The organism is Streptococcus henryi DSM 19005, assembly GCF_000376985.1.
GTDB classification, from domain to species: Bacteria; Bacillota; Bacilli; order Lactobacillales; family Streptococcaceae; genus Streptococcus; species Streptococcus henryi.
The window spans coordinates 1-19,523 of record NZ_AQYA01000024.1 but is presented as its reverse complement, the minus strand read 5'-3'; the positions used below and the strand labels follow the sequence as shown (position 1 = coordinate 19,523).

21 protein-coding genes and 2 pseudogenes are annotated in these 19,523 nt (G+C 40.0%); 17 read left to right on the top strand and 6 right to left on the bottom strand.

Annotation, left to right across the window (positions count from 1 at the left end):
* Positions 1-27 precede the first annotated feature (27 nt).
* The 17 genes and pseudogenes from F601_RS0102210 to F601_RS0102130 all read left to right on the top strand — a co-directional run bounded on the left by F601_RS0102210 (position 28) and on the right by F601_RS0102130 (position 14,105).
* Complete coding sequence (locus F601_RS0102210; RefSeq protein ID WP_018164040.1) at positions 28-474, top strand: hypothetical protein; 447 nt, start codon at positions 28-30, stop codon at positions 472-474.
* The gene (locus F601_RS0102205; protein WP_018164039.1) at positions 471-2,111 is read left to right on the top strand and encodes an FtsK/SpoIIIE domain-containing protein; all 1,641 of its coding nucleotides are present in this window, start codon (positions 471-473) and stop codon (positions 2,109-2,111) included. Before F601_RS0102210 ends, F601_RS0102205 begins: the two co-directional genes overlap by 4 nt.
* Positions 2,112-2,377: 266 nt before the next feature.
* A complete protein-coding gene (locus tag F601_RS0102200) occupies positions 2,378-3,607 on the top strand; it encodes a replication initiation factor domain-containing protein (RefSeq protein WP_026183068.1) in 1,230 nt (409 codons plus the stop codon).
* 21 nt (positions 3,608-3,628) lie between these two features.
* Complete coding sequence (locus F601_RS0102195) at positions 3,629-3,940, top strand: helix-turn-helix domain-containing protein (protein WP_018164037.1); 312 nt, start codon at positions 3,629-3,631, stop codon at positions 3,938-3,940.
* A gap of 12 nt (positions 3,941-3,952) precedes the next feature.
* Positions 3,953-4,189 (top strand): hypothetical protein, encoded by a 237-nt coding sequence (locus F601_RS0102190; RefSeq protein ID WP_018164036.1) that lies wholly within the window; start codon positions 3,953-3,955, stop codon positions 4,187-4,189.
* Positions 4,186-4,659: a hypothetical protein gene (locus F601_RS0102185; RefSeq protein ID WP_018164035.1), complete on the top strand. Its 474-nt coding sequence runs from the start codon at positions 4,186-4,188 to the stop codon at positions 4,657-4,659. Before F601_RS0102190 ends, F601_RS0102185 begins: the two co-directional genes overlap by 4 nt.
* Positions 4,660-4,677: 18 nt before the next feature.
* Positions 4,678-4,950, top strand: coding sequence for a hypothetical protein (locus F601_RS0102180; RefSeq protein ID WP_018164034.1), 273 nt, complete (start codon positions 4,678-4,680; stop codon positions 4,948-4,950).
* An 11-nt stretch (positions 4,951-4,961) separates the two neighbouring features.
* Positions 4,962-5,228: a hypothetical protein gene (locus F601_RS0102175; RefSeq protein WP_018164033.1), complete on the top strand. Its 267-nt coding sequence runs from the start codon at positions 4,962-4,964 to the stop codon at positions 5,226-5,228.
* Positions 5,229-5,251: 23 nt separating this feature from the next.
* Positions 5,252-5,515 (top strand): hypothetical protein, encoded by a 264-nt coding sequence (locus tag F601_RS0102170; RefSeq protein ID WP_018164032.1) that lies wholly within the window; start codon positions 5,252-5,254, stop codon positions 5,513-5,515.
* Positions 5,516-5,527: 12 nt separating this feature from the next.
* Positions 5,528-6,457, top strand: coding sequence for a conjugal transfer protein (locus F601_RS0102165; protein WP_018164031.1), 930 nt, complete (start codon positions 5,528-5,530; stop codon positions 6,455-6,457).
* The gene (locus F601_RS0102160; RefSeq protein WP_018164030.1) at positions 6,454-6,681 is read left to right on the top strand and encodes a TcpD family membrane protein; all 228 of its coding nucleotides are present in this window, start codon (positions 6,454-6,456) and stop codon (positions 6,679-6,681) included. The genes F601_RS0102165 and F601_RS0102160 overlap by 4 nt, the downstream gene beginning before the upstream one ends.
* Positions 6,682-6,683: 2 nt before the next feature.
* Positions 6,684-7,100 carry a TcpE family conjugal transfer membrane protein gene (locus F601_RS0102155; protein WP_018164029.1) on the top strand — a complete coding sequence of 139 codons (417 nt, stop codon included), beginning with the start codon at positions 6,684-6,686 and terminating at the stop codon, positions 7,098-7,100.
* Positions 7,084-9,568: pseudogene (locus F601_RS12180) on the top strand (ATP-binding protein). Before F601_RS0102155 ends, F601_RS12180 begins: the two are co-directional and overlap by 17 nt.
* A 47-nt stretch (positions 9,569-9,615) precedes the next feature.
* Positions 9,616-11,517, top strand: coding sequence for a hypothetical protein (locus F601_RS0102145; protein WP_018164028.1), 1,902 nt, complete (start codon positions 9,616-9,618; stop codon positions 11,515-11,517).
* Between the two features lies 1 nt (position 11,518).
* Positions 11,519-12,625, top strand: coding sequence for a CHAP domain-containing protein (locus F601_RS0102140; RefSeq protein ID WP_018164027.1), 1,107 nt, complete (start codon positions 11,519-11,521; stop codon positions 12,623-12,625).
* A 128-nt stretch (positions 12,626-12,753) separates the two neighbouring features.
* Positions 12,754-12,939, top strand: coding sequence for a DUF3173 domain-containing protein (locus F601_RS0102135; RefSeq protein ID WP_018164026.1), 186 nt, complete (start codon positions 12,754-12,756; stop codon positions 12,937-12,939).
* An 11-nt stretch (positions 12,940-12,950) separates the two neighbouring features.
* Entirely contained in the window at positions 12,951-14,105 is a 1,155-nt protein-coding gene (locus F601_RS0102130; RefSeq protein WP_018164025.1) for a tyrosine-type recombinase/integrase, read from the top strand.
* 512 nt (positions 14,106-14,617) lie between these two features.
* On the opposite strand, the gene F601_RS12175 is transcribed toward F601_RS0102130, so the two are convergent.
* The 6 genes and pseudogenes from F601_RS12175 to F601_RS12170 form a co-directional block, all read right to left on the bottom strand.
* Positions 14,618-16,333 (bottom strand): sensor histidine kinase, encoded by a 1,716-nt coding sequence (locus tag F601_RS12175; protein ID WP_018164023.1) that lies wholly within the window; start codon positions 16,331-16,333, stop codon positions 14,618-14,620.
* Positions 16,314-17,009, bottom strand: a complete 696-nt coding sequence (locus F601_RS0102115) for a winged helix-turn-helix domain-containing protein (protein WP_018164022.1) — start codon at positions 17,007-17,009, stop codon at positions 16,314-16,316. Before F601_RS0102115 ends, F601_RS12175 begins: the two co-directional genes overlap by 20 nt.
* Positions 17,006-17,656 (bottom strand): phosphate signaling complex protein PhoU, encoded by a 651-nt coding sequence (gene phoU / locus F601_RS0102110; RefSeq protein ID WP_018164021.1) that lies wholly within the window; start codon positions 17,654-17,656, stop codon positions 17,006-17,008. The genes F601_RS0102115 and phoU overlap by 4 nt, the downstream gene beginning before the upstream one ends.
* Positions 17,653-18,402: a phosphate ABC transporter ATP-binding protein PstB gene (gene pstB, locus F601_RS0102105; RefSeq protein WP_018164020.1), complete on the bottom strand. Its 750-nt coding sequence runs from the start codon at positions 18,400-18,402 to the stop codon at positions 17,653-17,655. Before pstB ends, phoU begins: the two co-directional genes overlap by 4 nt.
* Positions 18,395-19,273, bottom strand: coding sequence for a phosphate ABC transporter permease PstA (gene pstA / locus F601_RS0102100; protein ID WP_018164019.1), 879 nt, complete (start codon positions 19,271-19,273; stop codon positions 18,395-18,397). The genes pstB and pstA overlap by 8 nt, the downstream gene beginning before the upstream one ends.
* Before the next feature lies 1 nt (position 19,274).
* Positions 19,275-19,523: pseudogene (locus tag F601_RS12170) on the bottom strand (phosphate ABC transporter permease subunit PstC); the annotation flags it as partial.

The following is a 19,523-nucleotide window of genomic DNA, read 5'->3' as shown; positions in this document are numbered from 1 at the left end:
ACTAAGAAAGATAAGAGGAAAAACATTATGGCAAAAGTTGGATTGAAATTTGATAAAGTGGACATTACAGACAAGCGTTACTTGAATATCACCCCAGCCCTTAAACTGGATGAAGTTTTTGGAAAACTCACTTGGCGTGGAATCAATGAAGTGGAACAAAAGTATGAAGATGACACGACTCAACCTCGTAATCAAGATGGCTCTTACCCACAAGTCCCAACTGGAGAAATCATTTCAACTAAGGTAGCGATTAAATCCGCAAATCAACATGGTACCGAAGAATTCTCCATTGTGGGCATGCTCCCAAGTGAGATTGAAGCGCTCGGACTTAAATTCGGGGATGAAGTGGAACTCTCTGATATCATTGTGACTTACTCTTCTGTCTCAGGTGGGGTCTATAAATTCTTTGCCCAACGCATCAATAAAAAAGGCACCCCTGCTCCCAAACCAGATCAAGTAAAGGCTAAAGAATGAAACTCTGGCACTCTAGAGGACGTCGTGTCCGAAAATACCATCAACACATTAGAGGGATAACCTTTACCCTCTTCTACCTGCCATTTCTAATCGGAAGTGGCTTTTTTCTTGGCTTACAAGTCAATGAAGTAATGAGTCAACCACTCTATTATGGTCTCATAATAGGAGGGATTTTAGGGAGTGGTCTCCTCTTTGCTTTCCTTCTCAATCGTTATCTCTATTCCCATTCACTAGCTTTTTCCAAGCTAGATAACAAGCGTATCATGGCTACCTTTCTTCTCGAAAATGGCTACTACCTCTCCAAGAAAATCAAGCGGGATAAGCAGGTCAAAGAGAAAATCACCCTCCCCAAGGTCTACCTCAAACAGGGGAAATATGACCTCAAAGCCTCCTTCATCCTTCAAGGAAACAAGTTTCAAGATAAGTTTTTGACACTTGGAAACACCCTTGAAATTCAACACGATGGGGACTTTACAGGCAAGAAATTTTCGAAAGGCTACGTCACCTATGAGATAGCCATTGACCAATTTGCTGGCCGTCTCAAGCTCTCAGATGTCAAAGTAACCAAACAGGGTCTCCGCCTCATGAAAGATGTCTATTGGGACTACGTTAAACAACCTCACCTCCTCATTGGTGGTGGGACTGGTGGTGGAAAGACCGTTCTCCTTATGATTTTGCTTTACGGTCTCACACCCATTGCAGATATTGATATCTGTGATCCCAAGCAGTCAGACCTTTCTTCTTTTGCTGATGTTCCCATTTACCAAGGGCATATCTTTGTAACCAAAGAAGAGATTGTTGATTGCTTGAGAGCTAATGTGGAAGAAATGGAAGAACGCTACCTCTACATGAAAAGCCATCCTGACTTTGTGGCTGGCATGAACTTTGCCAAATTTGGTCTCCGTCCAAAATTCATTATCTTTGATGAGTGGGCGGCACTCATGGCTAAACTAGAAGGAAACTACCAACTCCAACATCAAGTTAACCAGTACCTGACCCAACTCATCCTTGAAGCCCGTCAAGCTGGTATCTTTGTCATCATGGCCATGCAACGGCCGGACGGAGAATACATCAAGACAAGTCTTCGTGACCAGTTCATGAAACGTTTATCTGTTGGCCACTTGGAAGACACCGGCTATACCATGATGTATGGAGATGCCAATAAGCACAAGGAATTTAAGTACATTGATGAAATTGATGGCAAGAAAGTCATTGGCCGAGGTTATATCTCTAATGCCGGTGAGGTGGCCCGTGAGTTCTTCTCGCCTTATGTCCCACTAGACAAGGGCTTTTCCTTTAAAGAGGCCTTTATGAAGATGTCTCCCCTGTCAGAATCGCCTATCATGGCCTCTTCGGTCGTTGACACCTCTTCTGCTATCTTTGATGATAGTCAAGAACAAGCTTCTAGCTTTATGACCCTATCTGAAGCCAAGGGCGAATTGGACAAGTCCTATGATCAGCTGAAGAAACTAATCACTCTCATTGAAAAGAATGGCTTTTACACCTTTGGGAAGAGTGAGGGGAAACTGGCCTTTAGCCCTGATGAATTGGAGATTTTGAGAACCATTTTCATTGTCATTGACCAAGAAGACTTAACCTACAAGGAGGCCGTAGAATCCTACTTTAAAGATCCCTAACTGACAACTGGAGGCCCTTAGCGCCCCACCCCTGTGAGCGAGCCGAAGGCGAAGCGAACAGAGCAGGGTGGGGTAGGCGCTAAGGGCCTCTGGTTGTCATCTCTATCCCCGGTCTCTAATAGGGGGGTAGAGATTTGAAAAATCTACGAAGTAACACCTCCCTAGTCCTTGTGGGGTAAGGGATTGCGAGATTTGGACTTTGTACACTTTTTGCTCGAAATTTGTACACCACGTTCTAAAATGGCGTTAGAAAGGAGGGATGCCTCATTGATGGTAGAACACTACAGAAACTAAGAAAAGAGCTAAAGGTTAGTCAAAAGCAGTTTGCGGAGATTGCTGATATGAGTCTATCAACCTTAAAGTCATACGAATGTGGACGTAGGGAATTCAGTCTAGAAAAATTCAAAGAAATCAAATCAAAAATTGGATTTAAGGTCTATGACCAAAAAAGCCCCTTACGTGTTATGGTCGACTATCTAAGGATTACCTTCATGAATGTTCAAAACCTTAAAGACTTTGTTCAGACTTACCTCTATGTTCCGCTTAAAGATTTCACCGATAGCGAAACAGGATTGCTGAATTACAATCACCTTTATAGACGGGGCGACATTTGGATCTTTGACTTCTTAGATAAGGAGGAGAGAAATAATTACCAAATATCCATTCAACTTTCTGGACAAGGGTGTCGTCAGATGGAATTGATTTTAGAGAAACACAATCTAGATTGGCGACAATTCCTTGAAAAGATGCTCTACGAACGAGGAGATATGCAAGTCACACGTCTAGATATTGCACTTGATGAAATGTACCGTGGGTTTGACCAAGAGTCAAGCCATTTTTATTTATCCGATTTAATGAGCCAAGTCTATAAAAAACAAGTGATTTTTGAACATCTTAAAGTTTGGAACCATGTGGGTGGAGGAAGCCTTTCCCTAGACGCTACTGATGATGACCGTCAAGGCATTTCCCTCTACTTTGGTTCTCGTCAATCGAATATGTTCTTTAACTTTTATGAAAAGCGTTACGAGTACGCCAAGAAAGAGAAAATCAGTGTCGAGGAAGCCCTTGAAACCTTCGGCGTTTGGAATCGTTACGAAATCCGATTGGCACAAGAGAAAGCTCATGGCTTAGTTGAAAAATTTATTGACGGTTCAGAATTAGGGGAGTTAGCCCGTGGCTTAGTAAACAATGAAATGACCGTCTATAACGGAATCGGTCAATACGGCGCCTATATCCCAGATCAGAAATGGGAAGATATGTTTGGTTCTGCGGAACCTCTTCAACTCTCCGTTAAACCAGAACCTTACTCCATTGACAGAACTATTCGTTGGCTACTCTTCCAAGTCTCAAACTCATTGGCTTATGTGGAAGAGGCTGATAGAATCATGGACACTGAATACCTGAAAATGATTCAGAATTCTGGAAAACCAACCGACAAAATGGAAAAAGAACTCAAATTCCTTAAGAAAAATTATCAGATGATGGCTGCATCTTAATGGAATAGGAAGGAGGATAACTTGGAACACTACATCATTCAAAACTTTGGTCCCAACTTAAAACGGTTAAGACAAAAAGCTGGGCTTAGTCAAACGGATTTGGCTAAGGAACTAGGTATCGGAAAACAATATCTTTCAGATTATGAAAAGCAAAAATCCTATCCCACTTTTGCTAACCTCGATAAGATAGCCTGTTTTTTTCAAGTCAATTCTAGTCAGTTGTTTGGGACAATCAAAGAAAGCGTTGTTGAGGATAGGTCATCTGATTTAGAGAATCTTATGGATGAGTTTTGCGAGTTGTTAGAAAAACGACTTAAACAATCTGCTAAATGAAAGGAGAAAACAATGGAAGTATTTACTGCACGTTCTCGTTACCGCTCTGAAGGGGTGACTTGGATTTGGTATCGAAATGATGAAGAGGAGGTTCATTCTAATCTTCAACTTTCTGAAGTCTTTCGCTTAATTCGTCAAGAACTAGATAAATTCGTTGATGAAGGTATCCTAACCAAAGAACAAGCCTATGACTTATCGAACGATTGGTTAGCTTATGATGAATTTGTGGAAGGACTGATGTACGCATGATTGGAACCATCAGAATCATTCAGGATGGTCACTCTAAAGAATTGGCCAAAGTTGATTTGATACGCTTCAACGAGGAGGATATTCGTCAACGTTTGCTTGATAAGGGTTATCCTTATGACAGTGAACTCATCATTGCTGGTATTTGTGACTGGGACATTGAAGCCCACTTTACCTTTCAAGAGATTAAGTTTTTGAAGGTTTGTTTAGAACAACTCTATGACAATGATGACTACATTATTGTTTTTTTACTCCAACGTCATTGGAAAGTCATGGACATCATTGACGTTTACTACAAATTTGCTAGTCAAGATGAAGTTGAAGCGCTCAGTCTCCTACTCAAAGATAAAGACAACAAAGAGTTAATTCAGACCTTCTATCAAGCAAATTCTTGGATTAATTGTATCCAAACTTACCTGTCCTCAGGTGAGTTACTCAACACCCCAAAAGGCTTTTATCGAAAAGTCGGTTAAATAGAAACGAGGTTACTTATGACACAAGGAAAATTAGAAAAAGAGATCTTAACAACTGCTTCAGAACTGGGAACCCTTCTGACAGGGTATCACTTTGACGAAGCATGGACAGTGGCTGGACGTTTAAATAGCTTGTTCAAATCTGAAGATGTTATTCAGCTTCCGGCAGACCAGCTAGAAAGTATTCGCTCTGAGCTTAAAGGCTATTATGCAACAAACGCTGAAGTCAATCGTCTCAATAAACGACTGGTTGCTAAAGGGCACAAGCTCCAAGAACTCTCCACAAAATAAAGGAGGTACTGATGACAGACATGCCTAAAGCATCAAAAGACTTTGGACAAGAGCTTTTAGACTTGCTGAAAGACCTAACCCTTCAACTAAAGAACTTTAACTTTGATGAGGCTTGGACGACTGCTGAACAGTTACACAAACTCCTATCCTCAAGAGAGGAAAAGATTTATCTTACTGCTCAAGAACGACAAGCCATTTTTAGGGAGCTAGACAAATGCAGTTACTACACGGTCAATCGTGAACTAAAAGCGTTACGCCAACAGCTCCTTGTAAGATAAGCCCACGACAGAAAGGAGGCTATATGGAAATTGAAATGCTCAGACAAGATACAGGTGAGTTTCGGGCTCGCCTGTCTTACTTTGTCCAAGAGTTCCTGAAAGAAAATGCTGACCATATCGCTCAAATGGTCAAAGGGGAAGTTTTCCAAAAGCGTAAAGAAATTACACTTGATCAGGAAGCTCAATATTATGACATGACTTTTATTTTCCGAAAAGGAGGGTGGATAAAAAAGTCAACCCTTGAAGTTATTGTCAACGGTGCGATGACCGCCAAAATACAAGTCTGAGAAAGGAGAAAAATGACGACTAAAAAGACAACATTTCTTAAGCGTATCAAACCCAAACAAGGCTTTGAAATGCGAGAAGTAAATCAAAAGACCATGAACAGGCTTTTCCTTTCAGGATTAGGTCTAATCATTGGTCTATCTTTCTTATCCATTGTCGCGAGTTTGGCACGTACAAACAAGCCTCAAACCATCGTTCAAGAAGTGAAGAATGAGCCTACTACAGTAGATTATCGTTTGACCTACTTTTTGGATGACTTTGTTTCGAGTTACTTTTCACTGTCAGAGGATACCTCTAAGCAAAGTGAAGAACTAGAACACCTCAATAGTTTTTATTTAAGCCTTCCTGAGACTAAAAATCAAGGACAATCTAGGGTAACAACATCACTCCTTAACTCAAAGCTATTGACCATTGAAGAAGACGTGGCAACCTATCAAGTCACCTTTACAACAGGAAAAGGGGATGATGCCAAAGAAATCACGACTGGCTTTGCCATACCTTATGGTGAACAAGAGGGTACCTATTATGTCGCTGGTCTTCCTTGGTACACCACCATTACAAGCTCCAAGGCAACAGCTACGTCTGATAAAAATGAGCTAACCTTTCTTGATGACACCACAACCAGTGAAAAAACTAAGGAAAAGCTGGACAATTTCATCAAGCTCTTCTTCACTAACTACACCAGCAACCAAGAAAACCTTGATTTGTTGGCAAATAACCTGTTAGCACTTGAAAACACAACTTTCAAGACCTTAGATTATAGCTACTATCAGGAAAAAGGTAAAGAAACCATGGCTTATGTTCAAGTCACTTTTGAAATGGCTGGTAATACTCATAGCGAGAATTTCACACTTACTCTTAGGGACAAAGATAAATCCTATTTTGTCAAAAACCTTAAACACACCATCCCTACAAACTATACAGAAACAGGAGATACAAAATGACACTACAAAGCTTATTTGAATGGTTCGTAAACAACATTGGCGTTTGGATTGTGGCTGGCTTAGCAGGCTGGAAATTTATTGAAGCTGTCCGAGACCAACGAATTGGTCGCGCGATTACAGCTCTTTGTATTGGTGGAGCAGCTATTTTCTTCCTTACGAATCCAATAACTATTCTTAGTACCGTTGGGTCTATCGTTGGCCGTATTTTCGAGCATAGGAGCTAGTTATGAAGGAAGACTTACAGGATAAGAAACTCTACTCTTACAAACAAGCTCTCAGTCAGCCCTATTGGATTCAAAAAATCAATGATGATTTTTCCTTACAATCACCCATCAAGTTCTCTCGTATTGCTTATGCCGTAACCATCTTCTCATCCTTGTTCTTTCTGTCTGAGAACTTGCTAGTCTTTCTTCCCATAGGCTTAAGACTAACACTATCAGGTCTTGTCGCTTGGGTCTTATCTGAGACCCTTGCTAACCTGATGATTGACGGAAAAACATTTATCTTTTACCTCTATGATTATCTGAAATACTACTTTCAGTATGGCATGAGACATGACAGCATCTACTTGAACAAGGGGATCATCTACAAACGACCACCTGCTATCATCAAACGAAAGAAGACACATGAACTATCAAAATAACATTTGGGACATCAAAGATAACCTCATCTTAAGAAAAGATGGTTCAGTCTTTGCCATTTATCAAATCCCTTCAAAGGTTATCAATTCCGTTGATGGGAAAACCAAAGAGAAGCACAAAGACCTTGTCTATACCGCTCTCAGTCATCTCAGGACTTATCATGACTTTGAAATTCGTATGGTTCCAATGGATTTGAACCTCTACTCTCGCTATCAAAAATTGGCTCTTGATATTGATTGGGAATCGGAAGCTGGGAATCTTGCGGATTATATCTTAAACAATACCATTGACCATTTGGAAAGTGAAATTGGCCAACTCTATGAATACCACTATTTTATTCTAGTCCCTCTAAAGTCACTAATGGTTTCCATGGATTTGAAATCAGTTATCTACGAAGGCTACCGCTCCTCTAGAAACCTTGTCTTAAATACCTTAGGTATTGGTGAGACCGTCCCTAGCAACTGGACGGAAGCCTACCAAAGTCAGAAAGAGGTCTTAGAAAACAATCTCTCACTCCTTAACGCTCAACGACTGACAACTGACGAAAACATCTTCATCCACCGCCTTCAATACTTACGAGGACAGGTATATAACAAAGAATCAGAGATTGAAATGGTTCATAATGCTATCGAAAATCTAGATGAAACCAACATTGAATTTGAACATGTTAACATTATGAAACTCACCAATATGGGAGAAACCTCTTATGTTGCTTTCCTTCCCATCAATGGACTTCCTGAAAACATGTCTTATCTTCATCTTCAAGAAGAATTACAAGCCCTGCGTTTTCCAGTTGAGTCTGACTTTAAGATTCAATTTTCCCTTCCTAAAGGAATCTTCTCACTTTTAGGAAAAGCCAAGCGGGCTAGACAGCGTCTTAAAAATACCATTACGGAAGCTGAAGAGGTTGAGGATGTCCAAAAAGGATCGGTAATCAAGAGTAAATTCTTGCTCGAAGATTTACAGGCCAAATTTGATAAAGATGAACCACTGGTCACTTATCTCCATACCTTAACCATTACTGCTTTTACACTTGAAGAATTAAAAGCCAAGTATGAACTCCTTTATGCCACCCTTAATCAACTCTCTGTAGAGGTGGTTAGAGCCAATGCCGATCAGGTCTATCTCTTTTACAAAAACCGGATGACAGAAACCCTTGATAGAGAAGATAGAAACTTTCTCCAAGCCATGTCCCTTAAAGCTTTTTGTGAAAACTTATTCTTCATGACAAAGAAGGTAGGAACAGATATTGGCTTTGCCATCGGACGTATTGACAATCAAATCGATTCTTGGCAAGGGGATTATCAAAAAGCCATTGAAGCGTCATCAAGTCCTGTTTTTACCAACCTTCTTCAAGCCAACAAACTAGGGGTTAAAGACAAGTCTACCAATAACCCACACGTGGCTATTATTGGTGAAACAGGGACAGGGAAATCCTTTCTGACCAAACTCCTTTTTACCTACCATTCTCTCCTTAAAACCAACATTCTTTACATCGATCCAAAAGCTGAGATGCGCAAACAATACCAAAAAGTCTTAATCCAATGATTTTGAAGAACTCCAAGACTACATCAAGTCCATCAACTTTATCACCTTGGATGCTCGCTATGAGAAGAATCATGGTACCCTTGACCCCTTAGTCTTCCTAAAAGGCCAAGAAGCCCGTGACCTTGCTGATTCCATGATTGATACCCTACTTGGAAAAGATAATAGCCTTCGTATCCGTAATGCCTATCTTAAGAGTTTGGACAAGTATTTAGCCAAAAGAGCTCACGGTGAAAAGGTGGGAATGAATCACGTTTTTAAAGACCTCCTAAAACATGAGGATAATAGTGTTAAAGAAGCTGGTGACTACTTGTTGACAGCAGTCAATCAGTCTATTTTGTCTCTCTGTTTTTCAGATGGCCAAAATGAAGCCATCTCAGTTGATTCTAAAATCACTATCCTTGAAATTAATGGCCTCAATCTCCCCAATGATAAAGCCAATAATGACTTAACACCTGATGAGAAAAAGAGTTTAACCATCATGTATGCCTTAGGCTATTACTGTACCAAGTTTGGAAAACAGGACAGGACGGTAGAAACTATTGAATTTTTCGATGAGGCTTGGTTCTTTAATTCAACCACTGTAGGGAAACAGATTCTCAAACGCATGAAACGTGTTGGACGTTCTGAAAATAACTTCCTTGTCTTTATTACACAATCCGTTCATGACTTATCCAGTGAGGAAGACGGTACAGGTTTTGGTTCGGTATTCGCCTTCTTAGAAGACACCGAAATTGATGACGTTCTTGACTATCTCAAAATTCCTAACAATGAGACTACCAAGGAATGGCTTGGTAATATGACCATGGCACAATGTATTTACCTTGATACCTTTGGAAGAAAAGAACGCATCACTGTTGATGGCATGTTCCCAGAAATCACACTACTCTTTGATACTGTAGAAACCAAATTACAGGCAGTTTAGCCAAACACTCTTAAAATACTTCTACCAGATTTTTAGAAAGGAGACGGATGAAACAGTTTAAATTAAAACCAATCATAGCGCTAAGCACTTTGATTGGTTCACTACTCACACAAGTTACCGTATTTGCCTCAGATGTAGATTATACTTACGTTAAAGATAATCTTCCTCAAATTACAAGCAAGGTCTGGTTTGAAGGTTCTTGGTTTGGATTAGATACGGCAATGCTTTACTTAATTAATAAGATGGTTCAAGCAGTCTTTTGGTTAGCCAAATTTTGCTTTACCATCTTTGCTTCCATTTATGAAAAATTGGTTGAATCACCTCAACAGTTTGCGGACTATGTTTCTGATATTATTACTGCAACTGCATCTATTTTTGACAGTTTAAAGGGAGTTATGTTGCCACTCATTGGAGCAAGCATGGCCATTTATATTACTTATGTTTACTTTGTTAAGCACGGGTCATTTTTCAAAACACTTTTAAGGCTCTTCTTTGTATTTGGATGCAGCATCTTATTCTTCTCCAAATATAGTGACGGAACCTATGTCATTTCACGCTTTTACACCAATACAACCTCTGTTACTGCCAACCTTTCGTCTAATGTCACCAAAAGTTTGACTGGCACGAAACTGTCAAGTTCAAGCGCCACTGGTGCTTTAACAGAATACGCAAAGTCAGCTATCTGGACACCTTACAGCTACCTCAATTCAGACACTGCTGATACCGATAATGGCTTTGTCCTCTCTACTGCTCAACTTAAGAGTCTACTGGATTATAATGATGGAGATGATGACTTTAAAGTATCTGATGGTACGGGTGAAGTTTCTATTAAGGAACTCGCTGGAACTGAGGATGCCCCTAAAAATACCATGCTAAAATCAAATTGGGGCGCTATGTTCTCCTACTCCCTTGTAGCTGTTCTTGAATCGATTCTCATGGGATTGATTTTGATATTCTTTGCCATTATGCAGTTCATTCTCAATGTCGCTCTTTTAATTCTCTTAGTTTTTTCACCCTTTGCATTGGTCTTCTCAATGATACCAACCTTTGAGAATATTCTTTTCAACTTAATCAAGAAACTTGGTGGGACAATTGTTCTTAGTGGTCTCATGACTCTCTTAGCTACGATTGCTCTCTACTTTAACAATATTTTGACAACCATTACAACTGCTATTGGTTTTGATAATATGATTGTTGGCTATGTTCTCAAAGCCTTTGTCCTAGTTATTCTTTGGAAAAAACGGAACTACTTCTTGTCTATCTTGACTGCCAATCGTATTCATCATATCTCTAATCGCTTTACTCAACGAATTGATAAAGCTGGTAGAGTCCTCCAAGAAAACACCCTTGGTCGTGTTCAAAAGAATACTCAGGCTAAACTTGCTGTGGCAGGTAGTGTCCTAGCTGGTTCAACCACTTTAGCCAAAGAGGCTATTAACATGAAAACCCGACAAGTGGCAAGTACAGGCTACAATGTCACTAGTCAGGCTATCTCAGATTCAATGGCTCAATCTTCTGCTAGACGGGCTGAAAAACGTGGGGATAGTTATGATGTCGCCTTTAAAGAGGCCAAAGCCAAACAAGCTCACCGTAGTGAAGTGGCTGCTAGCGCCATTCTCAACGTCCGAAAAGGACTTAAAAATGCGGAGTATGGCATCTATCATGCTAAGTCAGTAGCTACTAACGATGACAAGGATAAGATTAAGGCTTCTGAAGCTCGAAACAGATTCCAAGAATTAGGACAAGCTATCCAAACTAAGCGTGAGAAAGTCTCACAACTTCGACAATCAGCCTATAATCAGAAGTCTAAGGAAAGAATTCAAGCGGAGCGAAAGAACCGTCAGGAACTCCCTAAGACCAAATTCAAGGACTATCTCGAAAAAGAGAGAGCCATGAGAGATCAATTAGCACAACTCAATCCAAACATTCTCCGTTCTCAGGAGGTTTAATATGAAATTAGTAAAACGTTTTGGGCTCCTGACAACACTTCTAGCACCCTTATTTGCGGTGCTTTTTCTTTTTGTCGGAGCAAGTAGTATAACATCAACCAGTTCTGCTTCAGTCATTGAAGGTCAAACCTACGTAGAACATTGGTCAGATGGGGATGCCTATAGTCATAATCTTCTTGTCCATAGGTATGGCATTACCGCTGAACAGTTAGATGGCTTTTTAGAAACAACGGGCATTGCTTATGATAAAAGCCGAATTAATGGCAAACTTCTTTTAGAGTGGTCTCAAAAATCTGGACTTGATGTGAGAGCGATTGTCGCTATTGCTCAAATGGAGAGTTCATTTGGGACATCTGGTGTCGCTACTCAAAAGGGAGCTAACATGTTTGGCTATGGTGCCTTTGATTCTAACCCTTCTAATGCTACACAATACAATGATGAAGTGGCAGTAACCGACCTGACAAAGATTACTATCATTAAGAATAAGAATGAGACCTTTAAGATTCAAGATGAGAAAGCTCAAAAGAATGCCAAGGGAACCTTAAACCCAGCGACAGATGGTGGGGTCTATTTCACTGATACGTCTGGTTCTGGAAAACGTAGAGCTGAGGTCATGGAAAAGCTAGACAAGTACATTGATGAACACGGAGGAACACCCAAAGCCCCACAAAGCACTGCTAGTCAATCCCGTGATGGAGGAGGCGTGACGGCAAGTGGTGTCCCTGATGGCTATAGTCTCGTTAAGACGATTGATACTTCAGGATACAATGCAACTAGCTACCCTTGGGGACAATGTACATGGTTTGTCTATAACCGAGCAAAAGAATTTGGTATCTCTTATGATATGTATATGGGTAATGGTGGCGATTGGAGAAACAAATCAGGTTATCAAACCACTCATACGCCTACCGAGCACTCAGCCATTTCATTTGCGCCTGGTCAAGCAAACTCTGATCCAACTTATGGACATGTTGTCTTTGTCGAACAAGTAAAATCAGATGGCTCAATCTTGGTATCAGAATCAAATGCTCTAGGTTTGGGCGTCATCTCATACCGTGTATTTGATGCAGAAACCGCAAAACAATTTACTTATGTCATTGGAAAGTAGTTAAGGATTGTTTAAGTTCATCTAGCTATACTACTATCAATCCTAAAACTTTTCTTTTTCATAATCTCCTAAAGACTAAAGGTGTTTTCCTTTGGTCTCTTTTTTACGTTTAAGGAAGGAAATACAAGATGGAAAAACAACTTATTACAAAACAAGACTTAATAAAACAGGGGTTAAAAGAAGGTACAGCAAGAAAAGTAATCCATGAGGCAAAACAAGTTCTTGTTAGTCAAGGATTTCAATTTTACAACAACAGAAGACTAGGTGCTGTACCAATCAGTACAGTTGAAGAAATACTTCATGTGAAGTTTTAAGGAGGCTTTTTGTGTATATTCCTCAATTCAATCCACGTGTTAGAAAAAATAAAAAATCGGGATTATTCTTTTTTGAAATCAGAGATAATGAAGGTAAGACTGTAGAGTATCAGTCAGGATTTAATTCTAAACGAGATGCAGAGAATGCAGCCTTAGAAATTCAACAAAAATTACGTCAAGGTTATACACTTGATAGATATACTTCTCTATACGATTGGTTTCAAACATGGTATGATTTAAAAATTCGACCAAAGAAAAATTTATCCCAAGAAACTAAGAAAAATTATAAGATTTATGGTGAAACACTAAAACGACTTTTTGGTGATAAAGCAATTGTCGATATTAAAGCAACTGAGTACCAAAGAATCATGAACATATACGGTGAAACAGTCGGCTATGACTATCTTAGCAGAATAAATTCTATTATTAGAAAAACTATTAAATTAGCACAATCTGACAGAATCGTAATTGAAGACTTTACAAGTAATATAGAGCTTTTTGCTGGAAAAGATGGACAAAAACCAGAAGATAAATATATTCATAGTGTTGAAGACTACCATAAGCTAATCCGATATTTAGAAAATAACCTAAATTATGAAGAATCCGTAGTAAATCATATCATATACACAATAGCAAAAACTGGTATGAGATATGGAGAATTAATAGGGTTACTTGATGAAGATTCAAAACTTGAAGAACACTATTTGCATACTCATGAACGCTACAATACAACAGCTTGGAAATGGACTTTAGCAAAGAATGATTCCTCAAAGAGATATGTACCAATAGATAATAAAACAATAAAGGTTTTAACAGATATGAAAAACGAGAGAGAAAGAATCAATAAGCAACTCAAAATAAAAAATAAAGTAGGATTTCTCTTCTTTCATTATGGTCTAGAGCATGGAGTACCTTCGGTCGCAACCGTTAATAAAGCTTTAAAAAAAATACTGAAAGAACTAGACATACAACCACAAATTACAACTAAAGGACTAAGACATACATACGGATCTTATCTGCTTCACAATAATGTAGATATGGGAGTTGTAGCAAAAATACTTGGTCACAAAGATATTCAAATGTTAATTGAAGTCTATGGGCATACACTTACAGAAAAAATTGATAAAGAGTTCAAACAAGTAGAAGAAATCATGAAAAAAATATAAATTGGGACAATATTTGGGATAGACAAATTAAAAACAAAGAAAAAACCCTGTAAAACAGGGCTTTTCATAAACTTTATGCTATACCGGCGGCCGGTGTTGACTGGGTACGTTTTTGATTACTTTGTTTTTTTTGTCGCGTTTGTCTGCCTTTTCCTTCGTGTGGGCCTTTATTTTTCTTGTGTTTTTTGGATTTGTTTTGGGGCATTAGGGTGTTTTTGTCCTTTGCTTTGCCGCTTTGCTATAGCGGTGTGTATCTTTGGCGTGTTTTTTGAATCGTGGTTTTGGGTGTCAGAGCTCCAATCTGTTTTGTTACCTATTTCATCACCCTTTCCATATTCTTTTTTATTGCGTGTAGTCGGTTTTTACCTCATCTTGCAGGTTTTGGATTCCTTTTTTCTTCCTTTAATTTCTTTTTGTGATCTTGTGTGGTTGGGGTTCTTACCCCTTTACCCTTTGTTGGTTTTTTCTTGTTTTCTGCGTTTTGGTTTTTCGTTCCCTTTCTTGTTCTTGTATTATTGGCGGTTGACGTTGTTGTATCGCGGACTCCTTTTGGTTCTTTCCATTGTTTTTTCTAGTTTGTTACCTGTTCTTGTCTTTTTATTACTTTTTGGTGCAGTATTTTGACCTTGGATCTTGGGGTTATGAGGCGGCCGGGCTTGTTTGCTGCTCGATCGTGCGATACCAGTTTCTCTAACTTTTTTTGGGCTGTTTTTTTCGACCCGGTGCACGCTTTTACAGGTCTGGTGTTTTTCTTGTTTGTTCCTTTCGGTTGGCGTTTGTTCGTTTTCCAAGAGATTAGTCTTGTTAGTTTGTGGCTTAACTTTGATAGAGGCATCGCCATTTTCACGATTGTACTTAATTGCATTGTCGCAGAGGTTATAAATAACAGAGTAGAGCAGCACAGGATTTCCCTTTAGTTTGCTGGTCTCTCCTGACAGATGCAGGTGGACTCTCTTCTCTTGAGCTGTTGGTAAAAGGGTATCTTGAACATTCTTAGCAATTTGGTAAAGGTCAACCTCTTCCATGGTTAGCTGATAAGCTTCATCTAGTTGAGAAAGATTGATGATATCCTCCACCAAACTCATGAGTCGTTGTGATTCCTTGTAAATCTTTGTAGAGAAGGCTTGCGCATCAGCTTTTGAAACGAGATTATTAGCAAGAACTTCTGCGTAACCCGAAATCAAATGCAAGGGCGTTTTTAGCTCATGAGATACATTAGCTGTAAATTCTCGTCTCATTTGCTCAGCTTGGAGTTGCTCACTGACATCAAACAAGAGGAGAACAAGACCAGTCACTTTACCATCAGCTAAAATTGGACGAATAAGAGCTCGGTAGGTGCTAGTATCAAAGATAACAAGCCCCTCGCATTTTTGACCTTTGAGTCCTCGGTCAACAAGTTCAACTAAAGGGAGATTGCGGGTAATTTCTAAAATATCCTGCCCCTTACTAAACTCGTCTGCCTCCAGTAAGCTTAAGGCTGCGCCATTGATACTTAAAATCCTGCGCTGATCATCTAGTAAAATCATTCCTTCTTTAATCTTGGAGATGATGGTATCAAATTCCTTCTGATGTCTAGCCAGCAGAGTTTTTTTATGAAGAATTTCCCTTTGGTGACGGTCAAGACGTCGTAACAAGGGCGACAGTTCCTCATAGGCATCATTAGCCAAGGGCTGATCTAGGTTTAGACGGTTGAGCGGTTGGACAATTCTATTGGCCGTATAGCGGGCGATAAGTATTGACAGGATAAGCGCCAGCAAAACAATCAAGAAAATAGGCTGAATCATCCTCAGTAAAAGAAGTAAGACACTGTGCTGAGTGACAGATAAACGGACAATGGTGCCATTATCCAGACGCTGAGCCACATAAAAAGAGCGCTGCGTTAAGGTGGAAGAATAACGAGAGCTTTCACCGTAGCCTTCAGTCAAGGCTTCCTTGATTTCTTCTCTCTTGAGATGATTTTCCATTTTAGCAGAATCTGACTTGCTATCATAGAGAACGTTTCCTAGATTATCCACCCAAGTAATGCGAACGTTAGAAATCTTCAAACCTTGAAAATAATCTTTTCCTTCCGCTGAAATCCCTTGAGCTACTAATGAGCTTGCTGTGTGAAGCTGATCAAATTGAATCTGAGTAAAATAGCGGTAGAGTACCCCCATGATAAGAATGAGAGAGGCCAGTAGGACGCCGATAGCGGCAGACAAAATGGATTTAAAGATTCTTTTGGTCATAAGCTTCCTCCATGCGGTAGCCGACACCACGAACAGTTTGAATGTAGGATCCGCAAGTTCCTAGCTTTGTCCGTAAGGTGCCGATATGAACATCAACCGTCCGTGTTTCAAGCAAGACATCATCTCCCCAAACCATATCTAGCAACTCCTGACGCGTAAATACACGACTAGGATTACGCATAAGGAGAAACAAGAGGTCAAATTCTTTCCGCGTCAAGTCAATTCGCTGACCTTCAACTGTTACAATATGGTTTCTACTATTTAGGGTCAGCTGACCCAGACGAAGTGCGACCTCTTGGGACTGGCTGGCTTGTGTGCGACGAAGAACAGCCTTGATGCGCGAAATCATCTCCATCATTCCAAAAGGCTTGACTAAATAGTCATCAGCCCCCAAATCAAGACCATTAACCTTATCAAATTCTGTTCCCTTAGCTGTTGTCATGATGACAGGAATTTCTTTCATTGCACTAAATGACCGCAGTCGTTTTAAAATACTAAGCCCATCTTCCTCTGGCAACATAATATCCAACAGAATCAGTTCAGGTAGCGGAGCCTCACTCAGCATTTCCCAAAACGGTTTGCTGGAAGAAAATCCCTGTACCTCAAAGCCAGCTATTCGCAAAGTGTAAAGCACCAGTTCTCGAATATCGTCATCATCTTCAACGCAATAAATCATGTCACATCTCCATCTAACTGCCCTGTAATTGAAAAAATCACCCATTTAGCAATATTAACTGTGTGGTCACCAATTCTTTCGATATATTTGGCGACCATAAGAACATCAATAGCCTGCTCACCGTCAACATCTTCTCCCGAAAAGTAGGCTATTAACCTCTTCTTCATTGTATCAAATTCTTGGTCAACTTTATCATCTTTTTTAATGACTTGATTGGCTAAAGTAACATCTTCTTGAACAAAGGCATCTATGCCAGTTGTTACCATGCCTAAAACATGGTCAACCATTACATGAAGTCCAGCCAACTCCTTTTCTGATTGGATGCGACCTGCACCGACAATTTCAGCCACTTCGGCTGCCTGCGCACCGATCCGCTTTAGGTCGTAGACCATTTTTAAGGCAGCAGAAATATGACGAAGGTCTGAAGCAACTGGTTGCTGGAGTAAGAGTAACTTTAAGCACTGTGCTTCAATATCACGCTCTAATTGTTCAATTTTTTGGTAAATGCTAAGTGCATTTTCAGCACTGCTACTATCACCACTCAGGAGTTCAATGGATTTTGAAATAATATCCTCACAGAGAGCACCCATAAGAATCATGTCGTTATTAAGCCTATGAAGCTGATTTTCAAATCTGCTGCGAATCATCCGAATCTCCCCGTAATATAATTTTCTGTTCTTTCATCTTGAGGCAGAGAGAACAATTGACTAGTCTTATTGTATTCAACTACCTCTCCTAGGAGGAAGAAGGCTGTCTTATCTGAAATGCGAACAGCCTGCTGCATGTTATGAGTCACTATAACAATGGTATATTTTTTCTTAAGCTCAATGACCAGTTCTTCAATTTTGGCTGTTGAAATAGGATCTAAAGCCGATGTTGGCTCATCCATCAGGAGAATATCTGGCTCTACGGCTAAGGCACGAGCGATGCAAAGACGTTGTTGCTGACCACCCGACATACCCAAAGCCGACTTGTTCAGTCTATCCTTGACTTCATCCCAAATAGCAGCCTGTCGAAGGGACTTCTCCACAACCTCATCTAGCTGAGTTTTATTGTGAATGCCATGAGTGCGCGGTCCAAAGGCAATATTATCATAAATACTCATTGGAAAAGGATTGGGCTTTTGGAAAACCATCCCCACCTTTTTACGGAGCACATTGATATCAATGTCGCGATAGAGGTCTTCACCATCTAATAGAACCTGACCCGTAATCCGACAATTTTTGACCAAGTCATTCATGCGGTTGAGACTTTTTAAGAGGGTTGATTTCCCACAACCCGACGGTCCAATGAAGGCGGTAATTTCATTAGCCTCAATCTCTAAATTAATATTTTTCAAGGCTTGAAAATCATTGTAATATAAATCCAAATGGTTAATGACTAATTTACTCATCAGCTGTCCTACTTCCTAAGCGTTTTGCAATTAAACCTGAAATAAAATTCACAACAAGAACCAATAGCAACAGAATCACGGCTGTTGCGTATGTCTGGTTGACATAAAGGCCTTCGCCTGAAATAGTGTACATGTGTACAGCCAAGGTACGTGTGGAACTAAAAATGCTCTTAGCTACTTCTGCCACTGTCCCCGCTGTAAAAATCAAGGCTGCGGATTCTCCGATAATGCGCCCAATAGCCAGAACGACCCCTGCAAAAATACCTGACATGGCACTTGGTAGAACAATTTTAAAAATGGTTCTAAGTTTTCCTGCCCCTAGGGCAAAAGCTCCCTCACGATATAAATCAGGAACCGATAGCAAAGCCTCTTCAGTTGTCTGAATAATCACTGGTAAAATCATAATAGCCAGTGTGATGGCACCAGATATGAGGGACAAGCCCAAATGCAGGTATTTAACCAAAAAGAGAGAGCCAAATAAACCGTAAATGATAGAGGGAATACCAGACAGGGTCTGAGCAGCTATACGGATTAACTTGACCATAGGATTGTCACGACGCGCATACTCCGTTAGGTAAATGGAACCTCCAATACCAACCGGTACTGCAATCAATAAGGTCAATACAATCATGTAAATCGTGTTGATAAGAGCTGGCATGAGTGAAACATTCTCACTATCATAAGTCCAAGCAAAGAGGTTAATCTGGATATGAGGAAGCCCCATGATTAAGATATAAGCAACAATAAAAATAATCGCCAAGAAGCTCAGAAGAGCCATGAGATAAACCAAACAAAATAATAACAAAGAAAGCTTATCTTTTTTTCGTGACAGAAGACGCTCCTTCCAGTTTCTTTGATTGATATTTTCCATACTAGTCCTCTTTATTGATTACTGAAAAGCTGATATTGATGATTAAGATAAAGACAAAGAGCACTACGCCTGTTGCAATAAGAGCTCTGCGGTGTAAACCACTGGAATAGCCCATCTCCATGACAATATTGGTGGTCAGCGTACGAACCCCAGATGTCAAATTTTGCGGTAGCACAGCTTGATTCCCCGCAACCATGATAACAGCCATCGTCTCCCCAATCGCTCTGCCAACACCTAGAATGATGGCAGA

Excerpts from the sequence above, each read along its gene's own strand:
- F601_RS0102205 (WP_018164039.1), top strand. The coding sequence starts at position 471 with ATGAAACTCTGGCACTCTAGAGGACGTCGTGTCCGAAAATACCATCAA.
- F601_RS0102170 (WP_018164032.1), top strand. The coding sequence starts at position 5,252 with ATGGAAATTGAAATGCTCAGACAAGATACAGGTGAGTTTCGGGCTCGC.
- F601_RS0102135 (WP_018164026.1), top strand. The coding sequence starts at position 12,754 with ATGGAAAAACAACTTATTACAAAACAAGACTTAATAAAACAGGGGTTA.
- pstA (WP_018164019.1), bottom strand. The coding sequence starts at position 19,273 with ATGGAAAATATCAATCAAAGAAACTGGAAGGAGCGTCTTCTGTCACGA.
- F601_RS0102140 (WP_018164027.1), top strand. The coding sequence starts at position 11,519 with ATGAAATTAGTAAAACGTTTTGGGCTCCTGACAACACTTCTAGCACCC.
- F601_RS12175 (WP_018164023.1), bottom strand. The coding sequence starts at position 16,333 with ATGACCAAAAGAATCTTTAAATCCATTTTGTCTGCCGCTATCGGCGTC.
- pstB (WP_018164020.1), bottom strand. The coding sequence starts at position 18,402 with ATGAGTAAATTAGTCATTAACCATTTGGATTTATATTACAATGATTTT.
- F601_RS0102175 (WP_018164033.1), top strand. The coding sequence starts at position 4,962 with ATGACAGACATGCCTAAAGCATCAAAAGACTTTGGACAAGAGCTTTTA.
- F601_RS0102185 (WP_018164035.1), top strand. The coding sequence starts at position 4,186 with ATGATTGGAACCATCAGAATCATTCAGGATGGTCACTCTAAAGAATTG.
- F601_RS0102190 (WP_018164036.1), top strand. The coding sequence starts at position 3,953 with ATGGAAGTATTTACTGCACGTTCTCGTTACCGCTCTGAAGGGGTGACT.
- phoU (WP_018164021.1), bottom strand. The coding sequence starts at position 17,656 with ATGATTCGCAGCAGATTTGAAAATCAGCTTCATAGGCTTAATAACGAC.
- F601_RS0102115 (WP_018164022.1), bottom strand. The coding sequence starts at position 17,009 with ATGATTTATTGCGTTGAAGATGATGACGATATTCGAGAACTGGTGCTT.
- F601_RS0102180 (WP_018164034.1), top strand. The coding sequence starts at position 4,678 with ATGACACAAGGAAAATTAGAAAAAGAGATCTTAACAACTGCTTCAGAA.
- F601_RS0102160 (WP_018164030.1), top strand. The coding sequence starts at position 6,454 with ATGACACTACAAAGCTTATTTGAATGGTTCGTAAACAACATTGGCGTT.
- F601_RS0102155 (WP_018164029.1), top strand. The coding sequence starts at position 6,684 with ATGAAGGAAGACTTACAGGATAAGAAACTCTACTCTTACAAACAAGCT.
- F601_RS0102165 (WP_018164031.1), top strand. The coding sequence starts at position 5,528 with ATGACGACTAAAAAGACAACATTTCTTAAGCGTATCAAACCCAAACAA.
- F601_RS0102210 (WP_018164040.1), top strand. The coding sequence starts at position 28 with ATGGCAAAAGTTGGATTGAAATTTGATAAAGTGGACATTACAGACAAG.
- F601_RS0102145 (WP_018164028.1), top strand. The coding sequence starts at position 9,616 with ATGAAACAGTTTAAATTAAAACCAATCATAGCGCTAAGCACTTTGATT.